The 21,742-nt window shown below is 71.3% G+C and carries 23 protein-coding genes; 13 read left to right on the top strand and 10 right to left on the bottom strand.

From position 1 onward, the window contains the following. Positions 1–35: 35 nt before the first annotated feature. The 5 genes from ACGFWE_RS03965 to ACGFWE_RS03945 are packed head-to-tail and all read left to right on the top strand — an operon-like array spanning position 36 to position 4,246. A complete protein-coding gene (locus ACGFWE_RS03965; RefSeq protein ID WP_393597669.1) occupies positions 36–1,385 on the top strand; it encodes an L-fuconate dehydratase in 1,350 nt (449 codons plus the stop codon). Continuing rightward, positions 1,382–2,137 (top strand): SDR family NAD(P)-dependent oxidoreductase, encoded by a 756-nt coding sequence (locus ACGFWE_RS03960; RefSeq protein ID WP_393597667.1) that lies wholly within the window; start codon positions 1,382–1,384, stop codon positions 2,135–2,137. The genes ACGFWE_RS03965 and ACGFWE_RS03960 overlap by 4 nt, the downstream gene beginning before the upstream one ends. Then, complete coding sequence (locus ACGFWE_RS03955) at positions 2,134–3,102, top strand: aldo/keto reductase (protein WP_393597665.1); 969 nt, start codon at positions 2,134–2,136, stop codon at positions 3,100–3,102. Before ACGFWE_RS03960 ends, ACGFWE_RS03955 begins: the two co-directional genes overlap by 4 nt. After that, a complete protein-coding gene (locus tag ACGFWE_RS03950; RefSeq protein WP_393597663.1) occupies positions 3,099–3,413 on the top strand; it encodes an L-rhamnose mutarotase in 315 nt (104 codons plus the stop codon). Before ACGFWE_RS03955 ends, ACGFWE_RS03950 begins: the two co-directional genes overlap by 4 nt. Further along, positions 3,410–4,246 (top strand): amidohydrolase family protein, encoded by an 837-nt coding sequence (locus tag ACGFWE_RS03945; protein ID WP_393597661.1) that lies wholly within the window; start codon positions 3,410–3,412, stop codon positions 4,244–4,246. The genes ACGFWE_RS03950 and ACGFWE_RS03945 overlap by 4 nt, the downstream gene beginning before the upstream one ends. On the opposite strand, the gene ACGFWE_RS03940 is transcribed toward ACGFWE_RS03945, so the two are convergent. Continuing rightward, complete coding sequence (locus ACGFWE_RS03940; protein ID WP_393597660.1) at positions 4,234–5,664, bottom strand: lipase maturation factor family protein; 1,431 nt, start codon at positions 5,662–5,664, stop codon at positions 4,234–4,236. The two genes, ACGFWE_RS03945 and ACGFWE_RS03940, sit on opposite strands and share 13 nt — an antisense overlap. A 133-nt stretch (positions 5,665–5,797) precedes the next feature. Here ACGFWE_RS03940 and ACGFWE_RS03935 point away from each other — a divergent pair, with 133 nt between their 5' ends. From ACGFWE_RS03935 to ACGFWE_RS03925, 3 genes are read left to right on the top strand one after another with little or no spacing between them, the layout of a single operon-like run. Continuing rightward, positions 5,798–6,892: a DUF6777 domain-containing protein gene (locus tag ACGFWE_RS03935; RefSeq protein ID WP_393597658.1), complete on the top strand. Its 1,095-nt coding sequence runs from the start codon at positions 5,798–5,800 to the stop codon at positions 6,890–6,892. A 55-nt stretch (positions 6,893–6,947) separates the two neighbouring features. Then, entirely contained in the window at positions 6,948–9,035 is a 2,088-nt protein-coding gene (locus ACGFWE_RS03930; RefSeq protein ID WP_352384468.1) for a SpoIIE family protein phosphatase, read from the top strand. Between the two features lie 36 nt (positions 9,036–9,071). Further along, positions 9,072–9,935: an Fpg/Nei family DNA glycosylase gene (locus ACGFWE_RS03925; protein WP_393597656.1), complete on the top strand. Its 864-nt coding sequence runs from the start codon at positions 9,072–9,074 to the stop codon at positions 9,933–9,935. 10 nt (positions 9,936–9,945) lie between these two features. Here the strand turns inward: ACGFWE_RS03925 and ACGFWE_RS03920 are convergent, their stop codons facing one another. The 3 genes from ACGFWE_RS03920 to ACGFWE_RS03910 form a co-directional block, all read right to left on the bottom strand. After that, positions 9,946–10,599: a zf-HC2 domain-containing protein gene (locus ACGFWE_RS03920; RefSeq protein WP_393597654.1), complete on the bottom strand. Its 654-nt coding sequence runs from the start codon at positions 10,597–10,599 to the stop codon at positions 9,946–9,948. 151 nt (positions 10,600–10,750) lie between these two features. Continuing rightward, on the bottom strand, positions 10,751–11,266 hold the full coding sequence (locus tag ACGFWE_RS03915; RefSeq protein ID WP_352384474.1) for a hypothetical protein: 516 nt from the start codon (positions 11,264–11,266) through the stop codon (positions 10,751–10,753). Between the two features lie 136 nt (positions 11,267–11,402). Then, complete coding sequence (locus ACGFWE_RS03910; RefSeq protein WP_352384476.1) at positions 11,403–11,948, bottom strand: sigma-70 family RNA polymerase sigma factor; 546 nt, start codon at positions 11,946–11,948, stop codon at positions 11,403–11,405. A 232-nt stretch (positions 11,949–12,180) separates the two neighbouring features. Between ACGFWE_RS03910 and ACGFWE_RS03905 the strand changes: the two genes are divergently transcribed. Next, on the top strand, positions 12,181–13,329 hold the full coding sequence (locus ACGFWE_RS03905; RefSeq protein ID WP_393597652.1) for a CapA family protein: 1,149 nt from the start codon (positions 12,181–12,183) through the stop codon (positions 13,327–13,329). Between the two features lies 1 nt (position 13,330). Here ACGFWE_RS03905 and ACGFWE_RS03900 read toward each other — a convergent pair whose 3' ends face one another. Beyond that, complete coding sequence (locus ACGFWE_RS03900) at positions 13,331–13,807, bottom strand: MarR family transcriptional regulator (protein ID WP_352385757.1); 477 nt, start codon at positions 13,805–13,807, stop codon at positions 13,331–13,333. A 72-nt stretch (positions 13,808–13,879) separates the two neighbouring features. Between ACGFWE_RS03900 and ACGFWE_RS03895 the strand changes: the two genes are divergently transcribed. Continuing rightward, entirely contained in the window at positions 13,880–14,695 is an 816-nt protein-coding gene (locus tag ACGFWE_RS03895; protein ID WP_393597650.1) for an alpha/beta fold hydrolase, read from the top strand. 128 nt (positions 14,696–14,823) lie between these two features. Here ACGFWE_RS03895 and ACGFWE_RS03890 read toward each other — a convergent pair whose 3' ends face one another. Next, on the bottom strand, positions 14,824–15,285 hold the full coding sequence (locus tag ACGFWE_RS03890; protein WP_037716497.1) for a universal stress protein: 462 nt from the start codon (positions 15,283–15,285) through the stop codon (positions 14,824–14,826). A 319-nt stretch (positions 15,286–15,604) separates the two neighbouring features. Between ACGFWE_RS03890 and ACGFWE_RS03885 the strand changes: the two genes are divergently transcribed. Next, the gene (locus ACGFWE_RS03885; protein WP_393597648.1) at positions 15,605–16,474 is read left to right on the top strand and encodes a polysaccharide deacetylase family protein; all 870 of its coding nucleotides are present in this window, start codon (positions 15,605–15,607) and stop codon (positions 16,472–16,474) included. Positions 16,475–16,528: 54 nt separating this feature from the next. Here ACGFWE_RS03885 and ACGFWE_RS03880 read toward each other — a convergent pair whose 3' ends face one another. Then, positions 16,529–17,200 carry a class F sortase gene (locus ACGFWE_RS03880; RefSeq protein ID WP_393597646.1) on the bottom strand — a complete coding sequence of 224 codons (672 nt, stop codon included), beginning with the start codon at positions 17,198–17,200 and terminating at the stop codon, positions 16,529–16,531. A gap of 333 nt (positions 17,201–17,533) precedes the next feature. On the opposite strand from ACGFWE_RS03880, the gene ACGFWE_RS03875 reads away from it, so the two are divergent. Further along, positions 17,534–18,025 (top strand): hypothetical protein, encoded by a 492-nt coding sequence (locus ACGFWE_RS03875; RefSeq protein ID WP_352384486.1) that lies wholly within the window; start codon positions 17,534–17,536, stop codon positions 18,023–18,025. 66 nt (positions 18,026–18,091) lie between these two features. Here ACGFWE_RS03875 and ACGFWE_RS03870 read toward each other — a convergent pair whose 3' ends face one another. From ACGFWE_RS03870 to ACGFWE_RS03860, 3 genes are all read right to left on the bottom strand, one after another. Beyond that, a complete protein-coding gene (locus ACGFWE_RS03870) occupies positions 18,092–18,625 on the bottom strand; it encodes a hypothetical protein (RefSeq protein ID WP_393597644.1) in 534 nt (177 codons plus the stop codon). Between the two features lie 205 nt (positions 18,626–18,830). Then, entirely contained in the window at positions 18,831–19,595 is a 765-nt protein-coding gene (locus ACGFWE_RS03865; RefSeq protein WP_393597643.1) for a DUF4239 domain-containing protein, read from the bottom strand. A gap of 21 nt (positions 19,596–19,616) precedes the next feature. Then, positions 19,617–19,748: a hypothetical protein gene (locus tag ACGFWE_RS03860; RefSeq protein ID WP_393597641.1), complete on the bottom strand. Its 132-nt coding sequence runs from the start codon at positions 19,746–19,748 to the stop codon at positions 19,617–19,619. A gap of 794 nt (positions 19,749–20,542) precedes the next feature. Here ACGFWE_RS03860 and ACGFWE_RS03855 point away from each other — a divergent pair. Further along, positions 20,543–21,511, top strand: coding sequence for an SCO0930 family lipoprotein (locus ACGFWE_RS03855; RefSeq protein WP_393597639.1), 969 nt, complete (start codon positions 20,543–20,545; stop codon positions 21,509–21,511). Positions 21,512–21,742: the final 231 nt, after the last annotated feature.

Raw genomic sequence — 21,742 nt, 5'->3', positions numbered from 1 at the left:
CGCCCGCCTTCCCGTCACCTACCGAAAGGCACTCCGTGTCCCCGACACCCGCCCGCGTCACCGCGGTAGACACCTACGACATCCGCTTCCCCACCTCGCGCGAGCTCGACGGCTCCGACGCGATGAACCCGGACCCCGACTACTCGGCGGCCTATGTCGTGCTGCGCACGGACGCGGCCGACGGGCACGAGGGGCACGGATTCACCTTCACCATCGGGCGGGGCAACGAGGTCCAGGTCGCCGCGATCGAGGCGCTGCGCGGGCATGTGGTCGGACGGTCCGTCGACGAACTGTGCGCGGATCCGGGGACGTTGAACCGCGACCTGATCGGCGACAGCCAGTTGCGCTGGCTCGGCCCCGAGAAGGGCGTGATGCACATGGCGATCGGCGCCGTCGTCAACGCGGTGTGGGACCTGGCCGCCAAACGCGCCCAGAAGCCGCTGTGGCGGCTGCTGGCCGACGCCGAACCCGAGTGGCTGGTCAGCCAGGTCGACTTCCGTTACCTCACGGACGCGCTCACTCCGCAGGAGGCCCTGGAGATCCTGCGGCGGGGACGGGAGGGAGCCGACGAGCGGGTCGCACAGCTCCTCGCGACCGGCTACCCCGCGTACACCACCTCCGCCGGCTGGCTCGGTTACGACGACGAGAAGCTCACCCGGCTCGCCGCCCAGGCCGTCGCCGACGGCTTCCGGCAGATCAAGCTCAAGGTCGGCGCGGACCTGGAGGACGACATACGGCGCTGCCGGGTCGCCCGCCAGGTCGTCGGCCCCGGCATCCGCATGGCGATCGACGCCAACCAGCGCTGGGACGTCGACGAGGCGATCCGCTGGACCGGGGCGCTCGCGGAGTTCGACCCGTACTGGATCGAGGAGCCCACCAGTCCCGACGACATCCTCGGCCACGCCGCCATCCGCAAGGGGGTAGCCCCGGTGAAGGTGGCCACCGGCGAGCACGTCCAGAACAGGGTCGTCTTCAAGCAGCTGCTCCAGGCGGGCGCCCTGGACGTCGTGCAGATCGACGCGGCCCGTGTCGGCGGCGTCAACGAGAACCTCGCCATCCTGCTGCTCGCGGCCAAGTTCGGCGTGCCGGTCTGCCCGCACGCGGGCGGGGTCGGTCTGTGCGAACTCGTCCAGCACCTCTCGATGTTCGACTACGTCGCCGTCACCGGCACCACCGAGAACCGGGTCATCGAGTACGTCGACCATCTGCACGACCACTTCCTCGATCCCGTGGTGATCCGGGAAGGCCACTACACGGCACCCGTCGCGCCGGGCTTCTCGGCCGCCATGCGCCCGGAGTCCATCGCGCGGTACACGTTCCCCGACGGCGGGTTCTGGGCAGAAGACCTCGCCGACGACACACAGAAGAAGGGGCAGGCGGCATGAGTGACTTCGAGGGTCTGAAGGCCCTGGTGACCGGCGGCGCCTCCGGAATCGGCCGGGCCACCGCGGAACTCCTCGTCGCACGCGGCGCTCAGGTCGCCGTCCTCGATCTGGACCCCTCCTCGGTCGAGAAGCCGCTGCTGGCCTACCGCGCCGACGTCACCGACGACGTCTCGGTCCGCGAGGCCGTGGCCGCCGCCGTGGCCGACCTCGGCGGACTCGACGTCGTGGTCAACAACGCGGGCATCGGCGCCCAGGGCACCGTCGCCGACAACGACGACGAGGAATGGCACCGCGTCCTGGACGTCAACGTCGTCGGCATGGTCCGGGTGACCCGCGCCGCCCTGCCCCACCTGCGCGAGTCCGCGCACGCCGCGATCGTGAACACCTGCTCCATCGCGGCCACCGCGGGCCTGCCGCAACGGGCCCTGTACAGCGCGACCAAGGGGGCCGTCTACTCCCTGACCCTCGCCATGGCCGCCGACCACGTCCGCGAGGGCATCCGCGTCAACTGCGTCAACCCCGGCACCGCGGACACCCCGTGGATCGGCCGCCTCCTCGACAAGGCCCCCGACCCGGCCGCCGAGCGGGCCGCCCTGGAAGCCCGCCAGCCCACCGGACGCCTGGTCTCGGCGGACGAGGTCGCGGGCGCCATCGCCTACTTGGCGAGCCCGCTCTCCGGCGCCACCACCGGCACCTCCCTCGCCGTCGACGGCGGCATGCAGGGCCTGCGCCTGCGGCCGGTGGGACAGTGACCACCCTCGGCAGCAGCGGCGTCCGGGTCAGCGGGCTCGGCTTCGGCGCCGGCGCCATCGGCAACCTCTTCACCGAGGTGAGCGACGAGCAGGCGCACGAGGCGGTCACCGCCGCCTGGCAGAGCGGCATCCGCTACTTCGACACCGCCCCGCACTACGGACTGGGCCTGGCCGAACGCAGACTGGGGGAGGCCCTGAGCGCCTTTCCGCGCTCGGAGTACACGCTCTCCACGAAGGTCGGCCGCCGCCTGGAGCCGTCCGCGGACGGCGGGGACGACCTCGCCGACGGCTTCGCGGTCCCCGCCACCCACCGCCGCGTCTGGGACTTCAGCGCCGACGGCGTACGACGCACTCTTGAGGCGAGCCTCGAACGGCTCGGCCTCGACCGCGTGGACGTCGTCTACCTCCACGACCCCGACGACCGCGCCGACGAAGCCTTCCGTGAGGGATATCCCGCCCTGGAGAAGCTCCGCTCCGAGGGTGTCGTCGGGGCGATCGGCGCCGGCATGAACCAGGCCGGGATGCTGACCCGCTTCGTCCGCGAGACCGACGTCGACGTGGTGCTCTGCGCCGGCCGCTACACCCTGCTCGACCAGAGCGCACTCACCGAACTGCTCCCCGCCGCCGTCGAGCGGGGCGTGTCCGTGGTGATCGGCGGTGCCTTCAACTCCGGGCTGCTGGCCGATCCGAGGCCGGGAGCGACGTACGACTACGCGCAGGCCCCCGGGGACCTGCTGGAGCGGGCCCTGCGCATGCGGGAGGTCGCCGAGCGGCACGGCATCAGCCTGCGGGCCGCCGCCCTCGCCTTCTGCGCGGCCCACCCGGCCGTCGCGAGCGTCCTGGTGGGCGCCCGCTCGGCGGCCGAAGTACGGGACGCCGCCGACCGGTTCGCGACCCCGGTGCCCCCTGACTTCTGGCAGGAACTGCGCGACACCGGTCTCCTGACCACCGAGGAGCCGTCATGAGAGTCGCCCTGCACACCAAGGTCCGCGCGGACCGCGTCGAGGAATACGAGGCGGCCCACCGCGAGGTCCCGGAGGAACTGACCGCCGCCATCCGCGCCGCGGGCGTGAGCGGGTGGACGATCTGGCGCAGCGGCACCGATCTGTTCCACCTCCTGGAGGCCGAGGACTACCCGGCGATGATCGCCGAACTGGAGAAACTGCCGGTCAACATCGCCTGGCAGGCCCGCATGGCCGAACTCCTCGACGTCGTGCACGACTACTCCGGCGAGGGCGCCGACGCCGGTCTGCCCGTCGTGTGGGAGCTGCCGTGACGGTCGTGGACGCGCACCACCACGTGTGGGACCTGTCGGTGCGGGACCAGGACTGGATCACCCCGGACAGCCCGCTGCGACGGACCTTCACGACGGCGGACCTGGCACCGGAGGCCGCAGCGGAGGGAGTCGCCCGCACGGTCCTCGTCCAGACGGTCACCGTGCCCGAGGAGACCCCGGAGTTCCTCGCCCTCGCGGCCGGCCACGAGCTGATCGCCGGCGTTGTCGGCTGGACCGACCTGACCCGTCCCGATGTCGCCGACGAGCTGGCCCGGCTGCGGCAACTCCCCGGCGGAACCCACCTCAAGGGCATCCGCCACCAGGTCCAGGGCGAGCCCGATCCCGAGTGGCTGCTGCGGCCGGACGTACGCCGGGGCCTGGCCGCCGTGGCGGACGCCGGCCTGGTCTACGACCTGGTGGTCCTCCCGCACCAACTGCCCGCCTGCGTCAAGGCCGCCGAGTCGCTGCCCCAGCTCACCTTCGTCCTGGACCACCTGGGCAAGCCCCCCATCGCCTCCGGCACCCTGGAACCCTGGGCGACCGACGTCCGCGCCCTCGCCGCGCTGCCCAACACCGTCTGCAAACTCTCCGGCATGGTCACCGAGGCGGACCTCGCGGCCTGGACCCTCGACGACCTGCACCCCTACGCCGACACGGTCCTGGACGCCTTCGGCCCGGACCGCCTGATGTTCGGCTCGGACTGGCCGGTGTGCACGCTCGCGGCGACCTACGGCGAGGTGGTGTCCGCGGCACGGGACCTCACCGCCGGCCTGGGCCCATCGGAACGCGCCGAGGTCTTCGGCGGTACGGCCGCCCGGACCTACGGCCTCTGACTCTGCCGGGCCGGCTGCGCCAACCGGGTGGGCGGCAGGAACTCCCGTACATACGTCCGCTCCCAGCACGCGCCCGTCTCCCGCAGCTCCCGCCATGTCGTGTAGCGGTACCGGAAGAGGCGGGCGCGGACGTAGCGGGGCGGCGAGTCGGCCGGGAACGGGGAGCGGCGCAGCAGTCCCAGCGTGGCGGGGTCGTTCTCCAGGAGCCGTTCGACCATCGTGCCGAACCACGCTCCCGCGTACGCCGGGGACAGCGCGGCGAACCACATCATCCAGTCCAGCCGCAGATGGTAGGGCGCGAACTGGCGCGGCCAGCGCCGTGGATCGCCCGGCTTGCCCTTGAACTCGTACTCCCTCCACTCGGAGTCCCTGCGCGGTACGTCCTCGGCGGTGCCCTCGACCACCACCTCGTGGCGGACCCGGCTGACGCTGCCGAACGCGCCGTAGGTGTTGACGAGATGGAGCGGGTCGAAGGAACGGTTCATGATCTGGCTTCGGGAGATCATGTTGCGGACCGGGTGGTAGCTCAGGGCGAGCAGGAGCGCGGCGACGGCGAGGACCACCGCTTCGTACCAGAGGGGGGTGGCGGGCAGGCCGGGTGCGTCGCCCGGGAGTGCCAGCGCCGGCACCGCCAGCACGATGGTGATCCAGTTCAGCCAGGCGAAGTTGCCCGAGAGCACCAGCCACAGCTGGGTCACGATCATCAGGGACGCGGCCGCCGTGGCGATCGGCTGCGGGGTGAACAGAAGGAACGGTACGGCGAGTTGCGTGACGTGGTTCGCGGCCACCTCCATCCGGTGCACCGGCCTCGGCAGATGGTGGAAGAACCAGCTCAGCGGACCCGGCATCGGCTGTGTCTCGTGGTGGTGGTCTAGGCACGTGAGCTTGCGCCAGCAGTCGTCGCCGCGCATCTTGATGAGCCCCGCGCCGAACTCGACCCGGAACAGGACCCAGCGCAGCAGGAACAGCACGACGACCGGCGGGGCCACTTCGTCGTTGCCGAGGAACACCGCGAGGAAGCCGACCTCCAGCAGCAGGGACTCCCAGCCGAAGCCGTACCAGGTCTGGCCCACGTTGACGATCGACAGATACAGCAGCCACGGCACCAGCCACAGCAGCATCCCGCCCCACAGCGGCAGCCGGGAGTCGAGGCCCGCGGCCAGCGCGACCGCCACCGCGCAGCCCGTCCACGCGCAGAGGGCGAAGAACCGGTCGGAGTAGTGGAGTTGGAACAGGCTCGGCGCCCGCCGGAAGGGCACCCGCGCCACGAAACGCGGGACCGGCAGCATTCCGCGCTCCCCGAGCAGCGCCCGGAACTGCAGGGCCGCCGCCAGGAACGCGACGAAGTACAGCCCGGCCAGAGCCCGCTGGAAGACCAGCCGGCTCAGCCAGTACTCGGGTGCGGTGAACCAGTCCACGGCCGTGCTCTCCTGCCTCCATTGTCCGGCCGAACCCTCTGTGACGCTCCGTGTACCTCCCCTGCGCTTGCGTAAGCCGAGTGAGCGAAGAAGACAATAGCGACGAAACACCCGGGATGGACAGGAGAGCGTGGTGCGGACACCCACCCGAACCCTCGCGTCGGCCTGCGCGCTCGCGACGGCACTTCTCGTCGCCGGATGCGGTGGTGACGGAGGCGGGAACACCGCCGGGGTGAGCGGCGCACTCCTGCCGCAGCCGGCGGCGGCCCAGGGGCCGAACCCCTTCACCCGTTCCTCGGCGACCACACCACCGCCCTTCACCCGAACGCCCCAGCGGGACTCGACCGCCCCACGGACCGTCCCCGGCGACCTGCCGGGCCTCTACGGCGGCACCGAGCGCGTCGGCAGTTGCGACGTCGGACGGCAGATCGACGACCTGACCGCCGACCGGTCCCGGACGAGCGCCTTCGCGCGGGTCGCGGGCGTTCCCCCGGCCTCGGTCCCGGACTACCTGCGCGGGCTCGCCCCGGTCGTCCTGCGCGCCGACACCCGGGTCACCGACCACGGCTACCGCGGCGGCCGGGCGAGGGGCTTCCCGTCCGTCCTCCAGGCGGGCACCGCCGTCCTCGTCGACCACCGGGGCGTCCCGCGTGTCCGCTGCGCCGGCGGCAACCCCCTGACGCCGCCCGTGGCGATGCGGGGCGGCGCGGTCGCGGGCGGGCGGCCGTGGCCCGGCTACCGGCCCGACCAGGTGGTCGAGGTGACCCCCAGCGAGCAGGTCCTCACCGACCTCACGATCATCGACCTCGTCGGCCATTCCTGGATCGAACGCCGGATCGACCACGACTGCCGGCACGATCGCGCCGTCACCGCGCCGCCAGGGGAACCGCTGACTCCTACGGCGACCCCGGGCGACGACCCGGTGAGGAGGCCCGCACCGGACCGCGCGACCCCGACGATCCCCGTCCCGCCCGCCGCCACCGCCACCCCGCCGCCCAGCCCGCCGCCGTCTACGACGCGGCCGGGGGCACCCGTGGTCCCGCCGGAGGACACCTCTACGACCGTCCCCGGGGACCCCGAGGTCGAGATCGGCCCCGAGACCGTCCCGGACACCCCCGACCTGCCCGACGGCGGTGGGCTGATCCCCGACGATCCCGATGCCCCGACCGGCGCCGACGCCGACGCCGACGCCGTTCCGGACGGTCCCAGCGACGTCCTCGGTGCCTGACGGACGCCCGCGGCCCCCGGTCGAAGAATCGGACAAATCCTGGCAAGGTGGGCCCATGGTTGATCGGGGAGCGAGCGCCCTGTCACTCCCGGACGACTGGCCCGCCCACCCGGATCCGATCCTGGCGCTCAACCGCATGGGCAGCTTCGACTGGGACCTGGACACCGGTCTGTTCCACATGGACGCCCAGGCCCACGAAGTCTTCGACCTGCGCCCCGACGAGTACGACGACAACCCCGTGAGCCTCGCCGTCCGGGTGCCCACGGCCGAGGCCCACCGGCTCGACGCCCTGGTCGCCCAGGCGATCAAGGACGGCAGCGAGAACTACGGCACCTACTTCCGCATCCGCTGCCGTGACGGCACCCTGCGCTGGACCCACACCCAGGGCTACATCCGGCGCGACGAGTCGGGCCGCCCGCGCCGGATCGTCGGGATCGTCCGTGACGCCACCCAGGAGATGGGCGAGCTGGAGGCCCGCCGGGAGCAGGCCGCCCAGGACGAGGCCCGGCGACGGCAGACCAACGTCGTCCAGCTCACCACGGCCGCCCTCGCCCACGCCCGGACCGTCCAGGACGTCATCGACGTCCTCAAGGACACCCACGGGCTCACCCACCTCGGCGCCACCAGCCTCGTCATGGGCCTGGTCGAGGCCGGCCGCATCCGGCTGATCGCCGAAGGCCCCGCAGGCAGCTTCGTACCAGGCACCGACGTCACCCGGATCGACGAGCCGTACCCGATGAGCGAGGCCGTGCGCACGCTCAGCCCCCGGTTCATCGAGTCACCGGAGGAGTTCGCGGACCGCTACCCGATCCTGTGGCCGCACATCACCGGCCTCAACATCACCTCCGCCGCCTATCTCCCGCTGATCGCCGAGGCCCGCCCGATCGGCGCCATGGGCCTGCTCTACAGCGACCGGTACGGCTTCACCCCCGAGGACCGCAACGTCCTCATCGCCCTCGGCAGCAGCATCGCCCAGAGCCTGCAGCGGGCCATGCTCTACGAGCAGGAGAAGGACCTCGCCACCGGCCTCCAGCAGGCCATGCTGCCGCGGACCATCCCGAGCGTCCCCGGCGCCGACGTCGCCGTCCGCTACCGGGCCGCCAGCGCCGAGGGGGCTCTCGGGCGGGACATCGGCGGCGACTGGTACGACCTGATCCCGCTGCCCGGCGGCCGCGTCGGCGCCGTCATCGGCGACGTCCAGGGCCACGACACCCACGCCGCCGCCGTCATGGGCCAGCTGCGGATCGTGCTCAGGGCCTACGCCGCCGAGGGCCACACCCCGGCGACGGTGATGGCCCGCGCCTCCGTCTTCCTCCACGAGCTCGACACCGACCGCTTCGCGACCTGCCTGTACGCCGAGGCCGACCTGGCCACCGGGGTCGTCCAGGTCGTGCGCGCGGGCCACATCGACCCGCTGGTCCGCCGCCCCGACGGCAGCTGCCGCCGGGTGACCGTCGACGGGGGGCTGCCGCTCGGGCTGTCCGCGGAGTTCGGGCAGCTCGACTATCCCGTCGCCACCCTCGAACTCGATCCCGGGGGCACCCTGCTGCTGTGCACCGACGGCCTGGTCGAGGAGCCCGGCGCCGACCTCGACGACGGCATGCGGACCCTCACGCGCCTCATCGCCGTGGGTCCCGCCGACGTCCGGGAACTCGCCGACCGGCTCATCGACGTCGCCGAGGAACGCGCCGGCGACGACGACGTGGCCCTGCTCCTGCTGCGCCGCCGCGACCAGGACGCCCCGCAGTCCGGCAGCCGCCTGCGGCAGCACGTGGCACCCGGGGACCCCGAGGCCCTCACCCAGGCCCGGCACATGATCCGGACCGCGGTCGGCACCTGGGGCGCACGGGAACGCTCCGACGAGATCGAACTGGTCGCCGACGAGCTGATCACCAACGCCCTGATGCACACCGAGGGCGCCGCGATCGTCAACCTGCGGGTCCTGACCGGCTCCGACCGGCGGATGCGCGTCGAGGTCGAGGACTCCTCCAGCGCCCTGCCGCGCCGCCGGGAGGCGGGCGAGTCGGGGGTCTCGGGCCGCGGCCTGCTCCTGGTCGACCTGCTGAGCGATGCCTGGGGCGTGGAGGCACGCGGCGGCGGCAAGTGCGTGTGGTGCGAGTTCGTCGTACCGGAGCGGCCCTGACCTGACCACGGCGGCCCCCGGTGGCACTCTGGACCTATGCCGGAACTCCCCGAGGTGGAAGCGCTCAAGGACTTCCTGACCGAGAACCTGGTCGGCCACGAGATGGTGCGCGTGCTGCCGGTGGCCATCAGCGTCCTGAAGACGTACGACCCTCCGCTCACCGCCGTCGAGGGCCGCGAGGTGATCGCCGTGCACCGCCACGGCAAGTTCCTCGACCTGGAGACGGACGGCGGCCCGCACTTCGTCACCCACCTGGCCCGCGCGGGCTGGCTGCACTGGAAGGACCGCCTGCCCGACGGCCCGCCCCGTCCGGGCAAGGGCCCCCTCGCGCTGAGGGTGGCGTTGGAGACCGGCGCGGGCTTCGACCTCACGGAGGCGGGTACGCAAAAGCGTCTTGCCGTGTACGTGGTGGCCGATCCCCAGGAGGTTCCCGGCATCGCCCGGCTGGGCCCTGACCCGCTGGCCGAGGACTTCGACGGGGCGAGCTTCGCGGCCCTGCTGAAGGACGAGCGCCGGCAGCTGAAGGGCGCCCTGCGCGACCAGAGTCTCCTCGCCGGCGTGGGCAACGCCTACAGCGACGAGATCCTGCACGCGGCGAGAATGTCCCCGTTCAAGCTGGCGGCCTCCCTGACCCCGGAGGAGACGGAAACCCTCTACCGGGCCCTGCGCACGACCCTCACCGAAGCGGTGGAACGCTCGAGGGGGGTGGCGGCGGGCCGCCTGAAGTCGGAGAAGAAGTCCGGTCTGCGCGTCCACGGCCGCACCGGCGATCCCTGTCCGGTCTGCGGCGACACCATCCGGGAGGTCTCCTTCAGCGACTCCTCCCTCCAGTACTGCCCCACCTGCCAGACGGGCGGCAGACCACTGGCGGACCGGAGGCTGTCGAGACTGCTCAAGTGACCGGACGTCGTCAGCCGGGCTCCAGCGTCACCAGATGGTCCCCGGCCGACGTCCTGACCTCGTAGTGGTCGATCTGGTCGGAGTGGAAGGTGGAGCTGCCCATCATCGTGTTGTCGCTGGTGGCGTGCCCGGTGGCGTTCCAGCCGGTGACGGTCTCCTCCTTGCCGTCGTGGCTGATCGCGACGAGGTGACAGGCGCGGGGGCCGGACTCGTCCTTGACCCTGAGCTCCACCTGGGTGCCCCAGTCCTCGTCCTCGGTGGTGACCTGGGCCCACACCCCGGAGCGGGCGTCGGTGGCCTCGACGCTCGTGGTCCGCGCCGCGTCTCCGCCCGCCGTCATCGCGAGGCTGGAACCGCCCACGGTCAGGACCACCGAGGCGGCCACCGCGTACAACAGGCGCCTGCGGCGTGCCCGGTGCCGGGTCGCGACCTCGCCAAGCAGGCGCCCCAGGAGCTGGGGGCCGGGCTGGGCCATCGGATGCACGGTCCGCGGTGTCGCCCGGCGGTACAGCATCATCTGACGGGTCACAGGACCGAACTCGGTCACGTGTGCCGCGCACTTGGGGCACTCCATGAGGTGGTCCTCGAAGCGGAAGGCCTCCGCCTCGTCCAGCACGCCGAGCGCGTACGCGCCGACGTCGCGATGCCTCTCCAAGGACCTCATGCGGAAACCTCGTGCCGTTGAGTGTGGGTGGGGTTACTCCTTGCTCCCACCGGTACGCACCAGCCCGCCGAATCACTCAAGGCCTACACAGAATCGTGACCAAGGGATTCGGAGCGGTCGGCCCCGCGGATTGGTCCGATTCCGAAGGAATCTAGAAGAGGTGGATGGCGAGGTGGCCGAGCGGCAGACCGAGCTGCCAGGCCGGTGTCCACACCTTCGGACCCTCGTCCTCACCGACTCCCGCACCGCCGCCCGGCACGGCGTTCAGATCGGGCGCCAGCAGCTCCGTCTCCTCCAGCCAGCGCCAGGCCGCGGCCGCGAGTTCGAGGTCCGCGGCGGGCTCGCCGGTGGCGACGGCCTCGGCGGTCAGCGCGGCCATCCGCTCGCACACCCAGTCCTGCCACGGCTGGTCGTACGCCGTCAGTGACAGCCAGTTCTCCAGCTGCGAGACGACCTGGATCCCGGAGAGCTCGCCCTCGGTGTCGGCGAGGAAGACGGTCAGCGCCAGCGCGTCCCGTCCGGCCCGGAACTCGAAGGACGTCGGCGGCATCAGATCGCCGGAACGCAACAGCTCGTCGGCGATGTACTCGGCGTACAACCAGGCCATGGGGACGACGAGTTCGCCCCCGCCGGTGTCGTCCGTGCCCTGTTGACCTCTGTGCAGCATCCCTTCCTGCCTTCCTCCGGTGCGTGCGCGTCGCCCGACCCCGGGCTCCCAGTCCGGAACACGGATAGGAACACCCGATTACTCAACGGGGGTCCTCAGCAAGGCGCTTTACGGAGGTTTGACTTTCCCATTGGTTTCACCGCAGGTCGGCCGCGTATCCCGGAAGCACCCGGCGCAGGGCGCGCAGCGCGTAGTACGCGCGGGACTTCACGGTACCGGGCGGAATCCCCAGCATTTCGGCGGCCTCCGCCACACTCGCCCCCTGGAAATACACCAGCACCAGGACTTCACGGTGCTCCGGAGTGAGTGTCTTCACAGCCTCGCGTACGTCGAGGGCGGCGGCCGCCCGCTCGGCGTGATCGGCGCACACCCGCGCGTTCTCCAGCACCGCGTCGCCGACCTCGGCGGGACGCGCCTGCCGGGCCCGCCGCGCGTCGATCGCGAGCCGCCGTCCCACCGTCAGCAGCCACGGCCGTACCGAGTCGAAGTCGTCGGCGCGCAGCGCCTCGGGATGCTGCCAGGCGCGCACGAGGGTCTCCTGCACCAGGTCCTCGGCGCGTTGCCGGTCGCCGTCGCTGAGCCGGAGGAGGAGCGCGAAGAGGGGCCGGCCGTGCTCCCGCTGCAGTGCGGCGAGCTCGTGCTCGGCGGTCGTCCCGTTCGTGAGGGTGGTTCCGGCCGTCATGGCCGTATGGCACCCCAGCGCGGGGCCGGGGGACAGGGCACGCACAAGGATCTGCGGCGGACGGTCGATCGCGTCGACGAACGGTTCGGTGAACGGTCCCTTCCGCGTCCCGGCGGCATCCGTTCCGCGTCCCTTCCGCCCCGGACGGGTCAACAAGGCGGCCGGGCCGTTTGCGGACACGGACAAGCTCATACCTATTCGTCAGTAAATATGACCTGAGTGGGGTGAGCTGATGATTGCACGCAGACGGCAGATTGCCCTGGCCCTCACGGCCCTTCTCGCCGGCGGAGCGGCCTGCCAGGCGCACGGCCACGAGACACCCGGCCGCCCGGCCCCGTCCGCCACCGCGGCGCACGGTTTCACGCTCGTCGCCTCCGGTGACGTCCTGCCGCACAGCTCGATCATCGACCGGGCCCGCTTCGACGCGGGCGGGACCGGTTACGACTTCCGCCCGATGCTGGCCGGCATCCGGCCCGTCGTCTCCCGCGCCGATCTGGCGCTGTGTCACATGGAGACCGTCTACGGCGCGAACGGCGACTACACCGGCTACCCGACCTTCAAGTCACCGCCGGAGGTGGCCCAGGGGCTCGCCGCCACCGGCTACGACGGCTGCTCCACCGCCTCCAACCACAGCCTCGACGACGGCGCCGACGGAATCCGCCGCACCCTCGACGCCCTGGACCGCGCGGGCGTACGGCACACCGGTTCGGCCCGTACCGAGGGCGAGGCGCGCACGGTCACCGTCCTGCGCGCGGGCCCGGCCAAGGTCGCCCACCTCGCCTACACCTACGACACCAACGGCTTCCCGCTGCCCCAGGGGCAGCCCTGGGCGGTGAACCTGATGGACGGGAACAAGATCCTGGCGGACGCGCGGGCCGCCCGGAAGGCGGGCGCCGACGTGGTCGTCGTCTCGCTGCACTGGGGCACCGAATGGCAGGACGCGCCCGACGAGCAGCAGTTGGCTCTGGCCCGCGACCTGACCGCCGCCCGCACCGGCGCACGACCCGACGTCGACCTGATCCTCGGCACCCACGCCCATGTCCCGCAGGCGTACGAGAAGGTCAACGGCACCTGGGTGGTCTACGGCATGGGCGACCAGATCGCCGGCGAGATGTCCAACCACGAGGGTGCCCAGGACCCGCGCGGCAACCAGTCCACCCTCGGGCGCTTCACGTTCGCCCCGCCCGCCCGGCCCGGTGAGCGCTGGCGGGTCGCGAAGGCGCAGTTCGTGCCGCAGATGTTCGACGTGGACGCCGGCCGGGTGGTGAACCTCAACGAGGCGATCGCGCAGGGCGCCGATCTGAGCGGCGTGCGCGACCGCATCCGGGAGGTCGTGCTGAGCCGGGGCGCGGGCAAGTACGGGCTCACGATGGGGCAGTAGGTCAGTCCACGTCCACGTGGTCGAAGGTCCGCAGCATCTCCTTCAACACCCTTACGCACCCCCGGAGTTCGGCATCGGTCAGCTCGCCGCCGCCGACCTGCCGGTTCAGGGCGTGCTCGCGGGCGAGGATCGCGGTGATGACGGCCGCCCCCTCGTCCGTGATCCGGATCAGCGAGGACCGCTGATGGGCGGGGTTGGGCGTGGCCTCGGCCCAGCCCCGGTCCATCGCCTCATTGGTCATGCGCTGCACGAACTGCCGGGTCAGCGCCATGAGCCGGGCCATCTGAGGAACCGTCATGGGCCCGTACCTGTGGAGCAGGACGAGGACGGAACGCACGCCGACGGACACCCCACCGGCCGCCTCGTCCTGCTCCAGTTTGCGCAGGCCGCGTCGGTAGAGCGCGCCGACGAGGTCGAACACCTCGCTGACCCGGTGGCCGAGATCGTCGGGGGGCAGTGGTTCGTCGATGTCGTTCACCTGCTCATCATGCACCGGCCCATCATGACAACCGGGTTGTCAAAGTTCCTCACACATGACACCTTGGTTGTCATGACAGTTGCTTCGGAACTGAGTTTCTTCGCGTCCGCCGACGGGGACATTGCCTACCTCGACACCGGAACCGGGGACCCCGTGGTCCTGCTGCACGCCGGTTACGTCGACCACCGTCTCTTCGAGGCCCAGGTGCCGGTCCTCGCCGCCGACCACCGCGTCATCGCCGTCGACATCCGCGGCCACGGCTGGACCGCCAACGCCACCAAGCCCTTCCGCTGGGCCGACGACCTCGCCGACCTGCTGCGCCACCTGGACGCGGGGCCCGCGGTCCTGGCCGGCGTCTCGATGGGCGGGGCGATAGCCGGTGACATGGCGATCGAGTATCCGGAACTGGTCCGCGCGATCGTGCTGAGCGGGTCCTCGGTCAGCGACTTCCAGTACACCCATGAGGCGACCCGGAAGGTCGTGGTCGATTCCCACCGGGCCCTGCACTCGGGGGACATCGAGGGCTGGCTGAAGATCTTCCTGGGGTCCGTAGCCGGCCCGTTCCGCACCCCGGACGAACTCGACCCGCGCATCCTCGACCACCTGCGCGAGATGGCCCTGCACACCATCTCCAAGCACACGCCGGGCGAACGGGACTGGCACGTTCCCATGACGGACACCTGGGCCCGCGTCCCGAAGATCGACGTCCCGGTGCTCACCGTCAACGGCGCGCTGGACTCACCGGACTTGCTCGCCGACGCGGAACGCTTCGCCGACACCGCTCAGAACGGCCGCTCGGTGCTCGTGGAAGGCACCTCGCACTTCCCCAACCTGGAGAAGCCCGAGGAGTTCAACGCGATCGTGCTGGACTTCCTGCGCTCGCTCTGACGCCCCGCCGGCGCCGCCCGCGGCGTGCTGCGCCTGCTGGGAACGCCCCCCGGACCCGCGGTGCCGGCACCGATGATGCCGCCTACGCCGCGATCGCGGAGGAGGCGCTCGCCTGACCCCGAACGGATCTACGGCACCACGGTCACCGGCCACCGCCCCGCCTTGACCAGCCGTACCGCGACGGAGCCGACGATCCGGTGGCCGGCCTGCTCCGAGGCGCCGACGACCACCGCGTCGGCCTTGAGTTCGTCCGCCGCCTTCGTCAGCCCGCTGTAGGGGTCGCCGCGGAAGGTGTGGAACTCCCAGCGCACATCGAATATCCCCTTGTTCTGCTCGGTGGCGAGCCGGATCTGGGCGACCAGGTCCTCGGCGATCTCGTCGGTCGTCTCGGCCACAGGTGCGCCGAGCGCGGCGCCCGAGGCGATCACCGGCTGGACGTACACCACGGCGAGCAGCGCGTGCTGCCGCCGGGCCAGGCCCCCGGCGTAGGCCGCGGCGCGCAGAGAGGAGTCGGAGCCGTCCACGCCGACGACGATGACCTTGGGCCCGTCCGTGCCCCGCTCGAACTGGTGCGAGTGCTGTTCCGTCACGGCTGTGAGGCTATCGGAAGCCGCAGGTCCGGGCGGCAGACGGGACCCCCGCCGACATCGGTGCGCAAGCTTTGCGGAAAAGGGGCACCCGGAGGGCGGGCCGCGAACGGGCAGCACCGAAGCCCGCCGCCGCCCTCGGCGCCCGGCCTCGACCGGAGGGGACGAGGCCGGGGCCGAAGCCCCTGCAGCCCCTCCGCGACGCCCTCCTGACGTTCCGCCATGCCGCCGGTGCGTCTTCGCTGGGCCGTGCGGGTGTATTCGTGGAGCCGCACCGGTGTTGCTGAGGTGCGTCGGCGCTCTGCCGGGCGACTGATGAGTCATGACGAAGGATCAGTTGCTCACACGGCTGTCGTCGAAGGCGACGGCGGTGCTCACGCGGCGCCGGGCCCTGCTGGCCGGCGCGGCCGCGGTCGGGGCCGCAGGCACGGCCGGAGTGCTCGCCGCACTCTCGGGCGAGGAGCCGGTATGGCCGGCACCGCCCGCCGCCGGCCCACCGGCCCACCGCGCGCTCAAGTCCTCGGCCTACCGCCTCCAGCCCCTGACCGGATACGGCCCGCCGCACAACGCCCCCAGGAAGACGCTCGTCCGCCACGAGCCGTTGCTGAAGGTGTCCGGACGCGGCCGGACCATGGTGCTGACCTTCGACGACGGACCCGACCCCCGCTACACCCCGCACATCCTGGACACGCTGGCCGAGTACGACGTCCGCGCGATGTTCTTCGTGTGCGGGGAGATGGCGGTCGACAACCAGGACCTGCTGGCCCGGATGGCCGACGAGGGACACATCGTCGGCAACCACACCTGGTCCCATCCGCTGCTCACCCGGCTCCGCCGCTCCCGCATCCGCTCCGAGATGGAACGCACCAGCGACGTCATCGAGGACGCCTACGGCGAGCGTCCCGAATGGTTCCGGGCTCCCTACGGGGCCTGGAACCGGGCCGCGTTCCAACTCGGCGCCGAACTCGGCATGGAACCCCTCGCCTGGACCGTCGACACCCTCGACTGGACCACCCCGGGTACCCGCCGCATCGTCGGCGCGGTGGAGCACGGCGCCGCCCCCGGCGTCGTGGTGCTCTCGCACGACGCCGGGGGCGACCGTTCCCAGAGTGTCCGGGCGCTGCGCGCCTATCTGCCGCAGCTCATCGATTCCGGTTATCACATCACCGTCCCGCGACGGCAGTACGTATAGACGGCTGTACGTAAAGACGTACAGCCGAAAGGCGCCCGCCGGGTCGGGGAACGTTCAGCGGACCTCGACCAGGCGGGCGAAGGCGACGACATTGCCCGCGTATCCGTTCTGCTTGGAGAATCCGCCTCCGCAGGTGATGACCCGCAATTCGGGGGTCCCCTTGGAACCGTAGACACGGTCGCCGGGGAAATTGTTCTTCTCGAAGACCTCGATGCCGTAGATCTCGAAGATCGCCGTCTTTCCGTCCTGGCGTCTGATCTCGACGCGATTTCCCTTCTTCAGGGCCCCGAGTCCGTAGAACACGGCGGGGCCCTGCTTGTTGTCGACATGGCCGACGACGACCGCGGTGCCCTTCTCGCCGGGGGACACCGCGCCGGTGAACCAGCCGGCCAGGTTCGGGTCCTCCGGTGGCGGCGCGCCGACCCAGCCGTCCGGGTCCAGACCGACCGGCACCATCGGCGCGTCGACCCGGATCGCCGGGATGGAGACCCGGTCGGGCGCGGCGAACGGCAGGGGGGCGGGGGCGTTGCCGAAGACCGTGCCGTGTGCCCGGCTGTCCGCCGCGGCCGCCGACGCGGGCTGGGGCGGGCCGACGTCGAATTCCCCCGAACCGTTCCGAATGAGCGCGAGGCCGGTCAGCAGAACAAGCGCTATCACGCCCCAGGGAGCGCGCTTCCTCCGCTGCTCCTCCTCTTCGGCCAGCTCGGCGAACTCGGACGCAGACATTGACTTCCCCTCTCGACGCGGCCGTCGCCTCGTCATTCGCGCATACGAGAACGCTAAGTCCCGCGCGCGAAACCGGCGACGGGACGGCGGCGAACGGGTGGCCCCCGAACGCGGGTGGTGCGCCATCCGAGTTGCCGTGAACAGGAATTTTCTGACGGTCCGTGACCTGCGGAGATATCCGATTGTGCGCTTTTCGTTCGGCGTGTCCTCTCCACCGTACGGACCAGCGCCGAAATGCGGGGTTGCGCACGGCATCCGAGGGTCTGACTGGGAGGCGTTTTCTCGCCGATCCACCGGGGACCGTTCCCGGGGCGTCTCCCGCGGAGGATTCACATGCGTACTACTCGTGCCCTGGCGGCCGCAGGCGCCGCGGTCGCCGTGCTCGGACTCACCGCTCCGGCGGCCGTCGCGCGGGACGGCATGAACCTGAGCCCGAGCAATGTCGTCGCCCTTCCCAACGTCATCGCCCGGGGCGGGCAACTGACCATCACCGTCAACAACTGCACCGGCAACGCCACCGCGAGCTCGGACGCGTTCCGGACGATTCGGCTGCGGACGGGGGCCAACAACCTGGCGACGGGACGCGCCACGGTCAACCGGAACGCGGCCACGGGATCGCACAGCATCAGCGTCGTCTGCAGCAACGGCACCGTGATCAACCCCACGGCCTTCACGGTCATCGGCGGCGTCCGCGGTGGTCTCGGCGGCAGCAGCTCCTCCGGGGCCACCCCGACCGACATGGCCATCGGAGGCGGTCTGGTGGCCCTCGCCGTCGTCGGCGGCGGGGTGTTCTGGATGCGCAGGCGGTCCGAGAGGCACATCTGATCTCCACCGGCTCCGCCCCGGACTCCGAGAGGACCGGGGCGGAGCCCTGTGCGGCCGGAAGAGTCGTCAGGCGCCGTCGTCGTCGGTGCGGCGTCGGGACAAGTGGTACGCAGCGCCGACCGACCCCGCGATCAGCAGGGCCCCCATGCCGAGTTCCTTCACGTCGAACCCGGCGAAGCTGCCGCCCTCACCGGCGTGCACACCCCGGTCGGGGTTGAGCGGTACGGGCGTGGGAGTGAACGGGTGGCGGCCGGCGATGGTCAGGACCGTGGAGCCGCTCACGCCGTCGCAGGTGAACGTCACCTTGTAGACGGCACCGGGCTTGACGTCCCAGTCGACCGCGACCGTCGCCTGGCTCTTGTGCGGCGGGATGACGACGGTGTCGAACACCGCCGACGCGACGGTCGCGGAGCCCTTGCAGCCGCCGTGGTTCCGTTCCAGCAGCAACGTCACCTGGTCGCCCGCGGAGACGGTCGAGGGCAGGACGCTGAAGCCGAAGGGTGTGATGGTGGTGTCGCCCGTCGCCACGGCGGCCGGTGCGGAGAACGTCAGGGCGGTCAGGCCCAACAGTGCGGCCGAAGCGACGCGTATCGCGCGCATGGTGGTTCCTCCGGTACCCGAGGAGCAGCCGCGGATCTTTTCCGCCTGAGTCAGAAATGCACCTCGATGACCGAAACGCTAGGAACAGGTGTGCGTTCGCGCGATCGTTGTCCCTCCGAATGGGGCATCCGTGTGGGCCGCTCGGGGGACGCCGACGGCGTGTCGGACACCGGACGTCCCCCTACGGTCCTCGCGTGAGAGGCCGTCAGCCCTTGATGTCCGGGAACAGGGCGTAGAACGGCTCCGCCGACGCCGTGATGCCACGGCTGTAGGGCGCGTCGAAGTCCCAGATCAGGAAGAGCAGGAAGGCGATCAGCGCGGAGAACAGGCCGGCCAGGATCAGCTCACGCGCCGTACGCCGGATCTGCAGCGCGAAGACCATCCCGATGGTGACGACGGCTCCGCCCAGCAGACCGAACCAGACCACCCCGGGCATGGTGGGTTCGACCGAGTCCGCGCGGGCGTTGCGGGCCTGGTCCACGGCGGCCACCTGGTCGACGAGCGGCTGGTAGGCCTGGGCCTCGAAGTCGCTCTTCGGCTCGTAGGAGGTGACGTCCGTACGGATCCGGTCGAGGAGCTCGGTGCCCCGCTCGGTCATGCGGCGGTGGTCGGCCATCTCCTTCCACTCCGTGGTGACGACGTGTCCGACATAGGCATTGACATCGGCCCGAATGCGGTCACGGACGTCGGACGGATAGACCTGCACCCGTTCCGAGATCTCGTGCAGCGCCTGGGCCTCCGTCTGGACGTGGTCCTGGGCGGCGCTGCGGGCCTCCCACACGCCCGCGATGGCCAGACCCAGGACGATGGCGTACACCACCCCGATCCACATCGTCATGTACTCGATGACGTCCGGGGTCTCGCTGGGATCCTCGTCCACGGGCGCCGCCTTGTGGCGGATGAGCGTGATGACGACCACCACCGCGCACGCGGCCAGCATCGCGAGGATGAGAACAAGCCATTCCGGCAAGGGATGCCTCCAGGGTCGGCACTAGCGGGGCCGCAGCGCGGCCACGGCGACCACCGCGGGCGCGGTGATGAGCAGGACGTAGATCACGGGCGAGGTCGTGCTGTGCGTGGGCCGGTCGGGGGCCTTCGCGTGGTGGTACGCCGGGTAGGCCACCGCGGGCGCGGAGGGGCCCGGTGCCGGACTGGGCGGCGGCGTCCGCGTCGGGGTCGGGGTGGGAGTGGGGGTCGGGGCGGGCGCGGGGGGCGGCGTCGGCCGCGCCCGGGGCGGCGCCGGCTGTGGCGCCGGTGCGGGCGGCGGGGGTGGTGGAGGCGTCGGCTGCGGGGTCGGGGTGGGCCGGGGCTTCGGGGGCTTCGGGGGCTTCGGCGCGGGAGGCGGCTTCGGCGTGGGGTCGGGGGAGGGTGTGGGTGTCGGAGTGCAAGGGGGCTCTGGGGGTGTGGGGGTCGGCGTGGGCGTCGGGGTGGGCGTGGGTTTCGGTTTCGGGCAGGGCGGGGGAGTGGGCCAGGTGAGGCTTCCGGCGACCGCCACCACCTCCGCGCCGTCGGGACCGACCGAGGCGTAGGCGCAGGCATCCGCCTCGGCGACACCGGCCGTGGGGCCGACGAGCGCCCACGTCAAGGCCAGCAGGGCCAACACGCGTATGGCGATGGCGGATTGGGGCGATTCGGGTCGATGCACGACGCGATCATGAGGCCTGGCGGACCGTCTCACGCGCGGGCGCGAAGAGATTGCTCCGAAGGAGGGATAAAAGATCGCCCGATGTTTGAATCCTGGGCGTCCGTCCGTCCGATGAGGCGTATGTCTGTGCGGTCCGGGGCGGGTGTGGTCACAGCGTCCGAAAAGAAATATGCGGGACGGTTGAACACAACCCCTGCTCCGGTGCGTACCCATTGTCGTGCGGCGGCGCAGCAGGGCGCTGCAACACCCTTTTGAATTTTGGGGAGTTGACGATGAAGACCTCCTGGCGGAGCGCCTCACTCGTGGCAAGCGCCGCGGTGGTGCTGGCATTGACGACGGCGTGCGGTCAGGAAAGCGGCGGCTCGTCGGTGGGCAGCCAGAACGTCGGAGCCACCGCCGCGGCGGGCGGCTACGGCGGCGTCGGCTCCGGTCTCGCGACCGGTACCAGTGCCAGCCCCACCGCGAGCTCGACCGCGATCGGCCAGGGGAATCTGGGTGCCCAGTCGGCCTCGGCCGGCAAGTTGCAGGTGTCCGCGAACGCCGAGATCGGAGACGTGCTGACCGATGCCACCGGTCTCACCCTCTACCGCTTCGACGAGGACACCGCCGAGCCGCCGAAGTCGAACTGCAACGGCGACTGTGCCACGGCCTGGCCGCCGGTGCCCGCGGACGATGCCTCGGCCGGTGCCGGTATCGACAAGGCGCTGCTCGGTGAGGTGACCCGGGCCGACGGCAGCAAGCAGCTGACCATCGGCGGCTGGCCCGCCTACCGTTATGCCAAGGACACCAAGGCCGGCGATCTGACGGGCCAGGGCGTGGGCGGCAAGTGGTACGCGCTGGCGCCCACGGGCAAGAAGGCGTCGGTCGCCAGCCTGCCCGGACTGTCCACGCGCAACGACCCGAGCCTCGGCGAGATCGTCGTCGACAAGAACGGCATGACGGTCTACCGCTTCGCCAAGGACAAGGCCTGGCCCGAGCCGGTCTCCAACTGCACCGGAGCCTGCCTGGAGAAGTGGCCGGTCGTGGCGCCCGTGTCGACGAACGACACCAAGGGCGTCCAGAAGAAGGGCCTGATGAGCTTCACCCGTTCCGACGGCGTCAAGCAGCAGACGGTCAACTGCTCGCCGATCTACACCTTCGCGGCCGACAAGAAGCCCGGCGACACCAACGGCCAGGGCGTCGGCGGCACCTGGTACGCCGTCCGTCCCGACGGAAAGATGGTCGGCGTCTCCGACAAGTGACGCCGGCCCCACCAGATCCACCGGTCCGACCCCTCCGCGCCGCACGGAGGGGTCGGACCGGTTTGCCGTCATTTCCCGCAACTCCCCGCGACTGGGCGCCCGTTCCGCAACTCTCCGGAGCGCGGCGCCTACGTATCGTGAAGAACCGGCAGCCGCTTCCTTGCGGCACGTGCCGCAGGCAGTGACCGGGAACGGATGGTCAATTTCCGTTTCCGCTCGCTCCATTGGCGG

It is taken from the genome of Streptomyces sp. NPDC048523, from assembly GCF_043199815.1.
Taxonomy (GTDB): Bacteria; Actinomycetota; Actinomycetes; order Streptomycetales; family Streptomycetaceae; genus Streptomyces.
This window is presented reverse-complemented; position numbering and strand designations above follow the sequence as displayed.

Bases quoted from the DNA above. Each gene is read 5' to 3' on its own strand.
- ACGFWE_RS03960 (WP_393597667.1), top strand. From the start codon at position 1,382: ATGAGTGACTTCGAGGGTCTGAAGGCCCTGGTGACCGGCGGCGCCTCC.
- ACGFWE_RS03950 (WP_393597663.1), top strand. From the start codon at position 3,099: ATGAGAGTCGCCCTGCACACCAAGGTCCGCGCGGACCGCGTCGAGGAA.
- ACGFWE_RS03930 (WP_352384468.1), top strand. From the start codon at position 6,948: ATGGTTGATCGGGGAGCGAGCGCCCTGTCACTCCCGGACGACTGGCCC.
- ACGFWE_RS03925 (WP_393597656.1), top strand. From the start codon at position 9,072: ATGCCGGAACTCCCCGAGGTGGAAGCGCTCAAGGACTTCCTGACCGAG.
- ACGFWE_RS03920 (WP_393597654.1), bottom strand. From the start codon at position 10,599: ATGAGGTCCTTGGAGAGGCATCGCGACGTCGGCGCGTACGCGCTCGGC.
- ACGFWE_RS03915 (WP_352384474.1), bottom strand. From the start codon at position 11,266: ATGCTGCACAGAGGTCAACAGGGCACGGACGACACCGGCGGGGGCGAA.
- ACGFWE_RS03910 (WP_352384476.1), bottom strand. From the start codon at position 11,948: ATGACGGCCGGAACCACCCTCACGAACGGGACGACCGCCGAGCACGAG.
- ACGFWE_RS03905 (WP_393597652.1), top strand. From the start codon at position 12,181: ATGATTGCACGCAGACGGCAGATTGCCCTGGCCCTCACGGCCCTTCTC.
- ACGFWE_RS03895 (WP_393597650.1), top strand. From the start codon at position 13,880: ATGACAGTTGCTTCGGAACTGAGTTTCTTCGCGTCCGCCGACGGGGAC.
- ACGFWE_RS03885 (WP_393597648.1), top strand. From the start codon at position 15,605: ATGACGAAGGATCAGTTGCTCACACGGCTGTCGTCGAAGGCGACGGCG.
- ACGFWE_RS03880 (WP_393597646.1), bottom strand. From the start codon at position 17,200: ATGTCTGCGTCCGAGTTCGCCGAGCTGGCCGAAGAGGAGGAGCAGCGG.
- ACGFWE_RS03875 (WP_352384486.1), top strand. From the start codon at position 17,534: ATGCGTACTACTCGTGCCCTGGCGGCCGCAGGCGCCGCGGTCGCCGTG.
- ACGFWE_RS03870 (WP_393597644.1), bottom strand. From the start codon at position 18,625: ATGCGCGCGATACGCGTCGCTTCGGCCGCACTGTTGGGCCTGACCGCC.
- ACGFWE_RS03855 (WP_393597639.1), top strand. From the start codon at position 20,543: ATGAAGACCTCCTGGCGGAGCGCCTCACTCGTGGCAAGCGCCGCGGTG.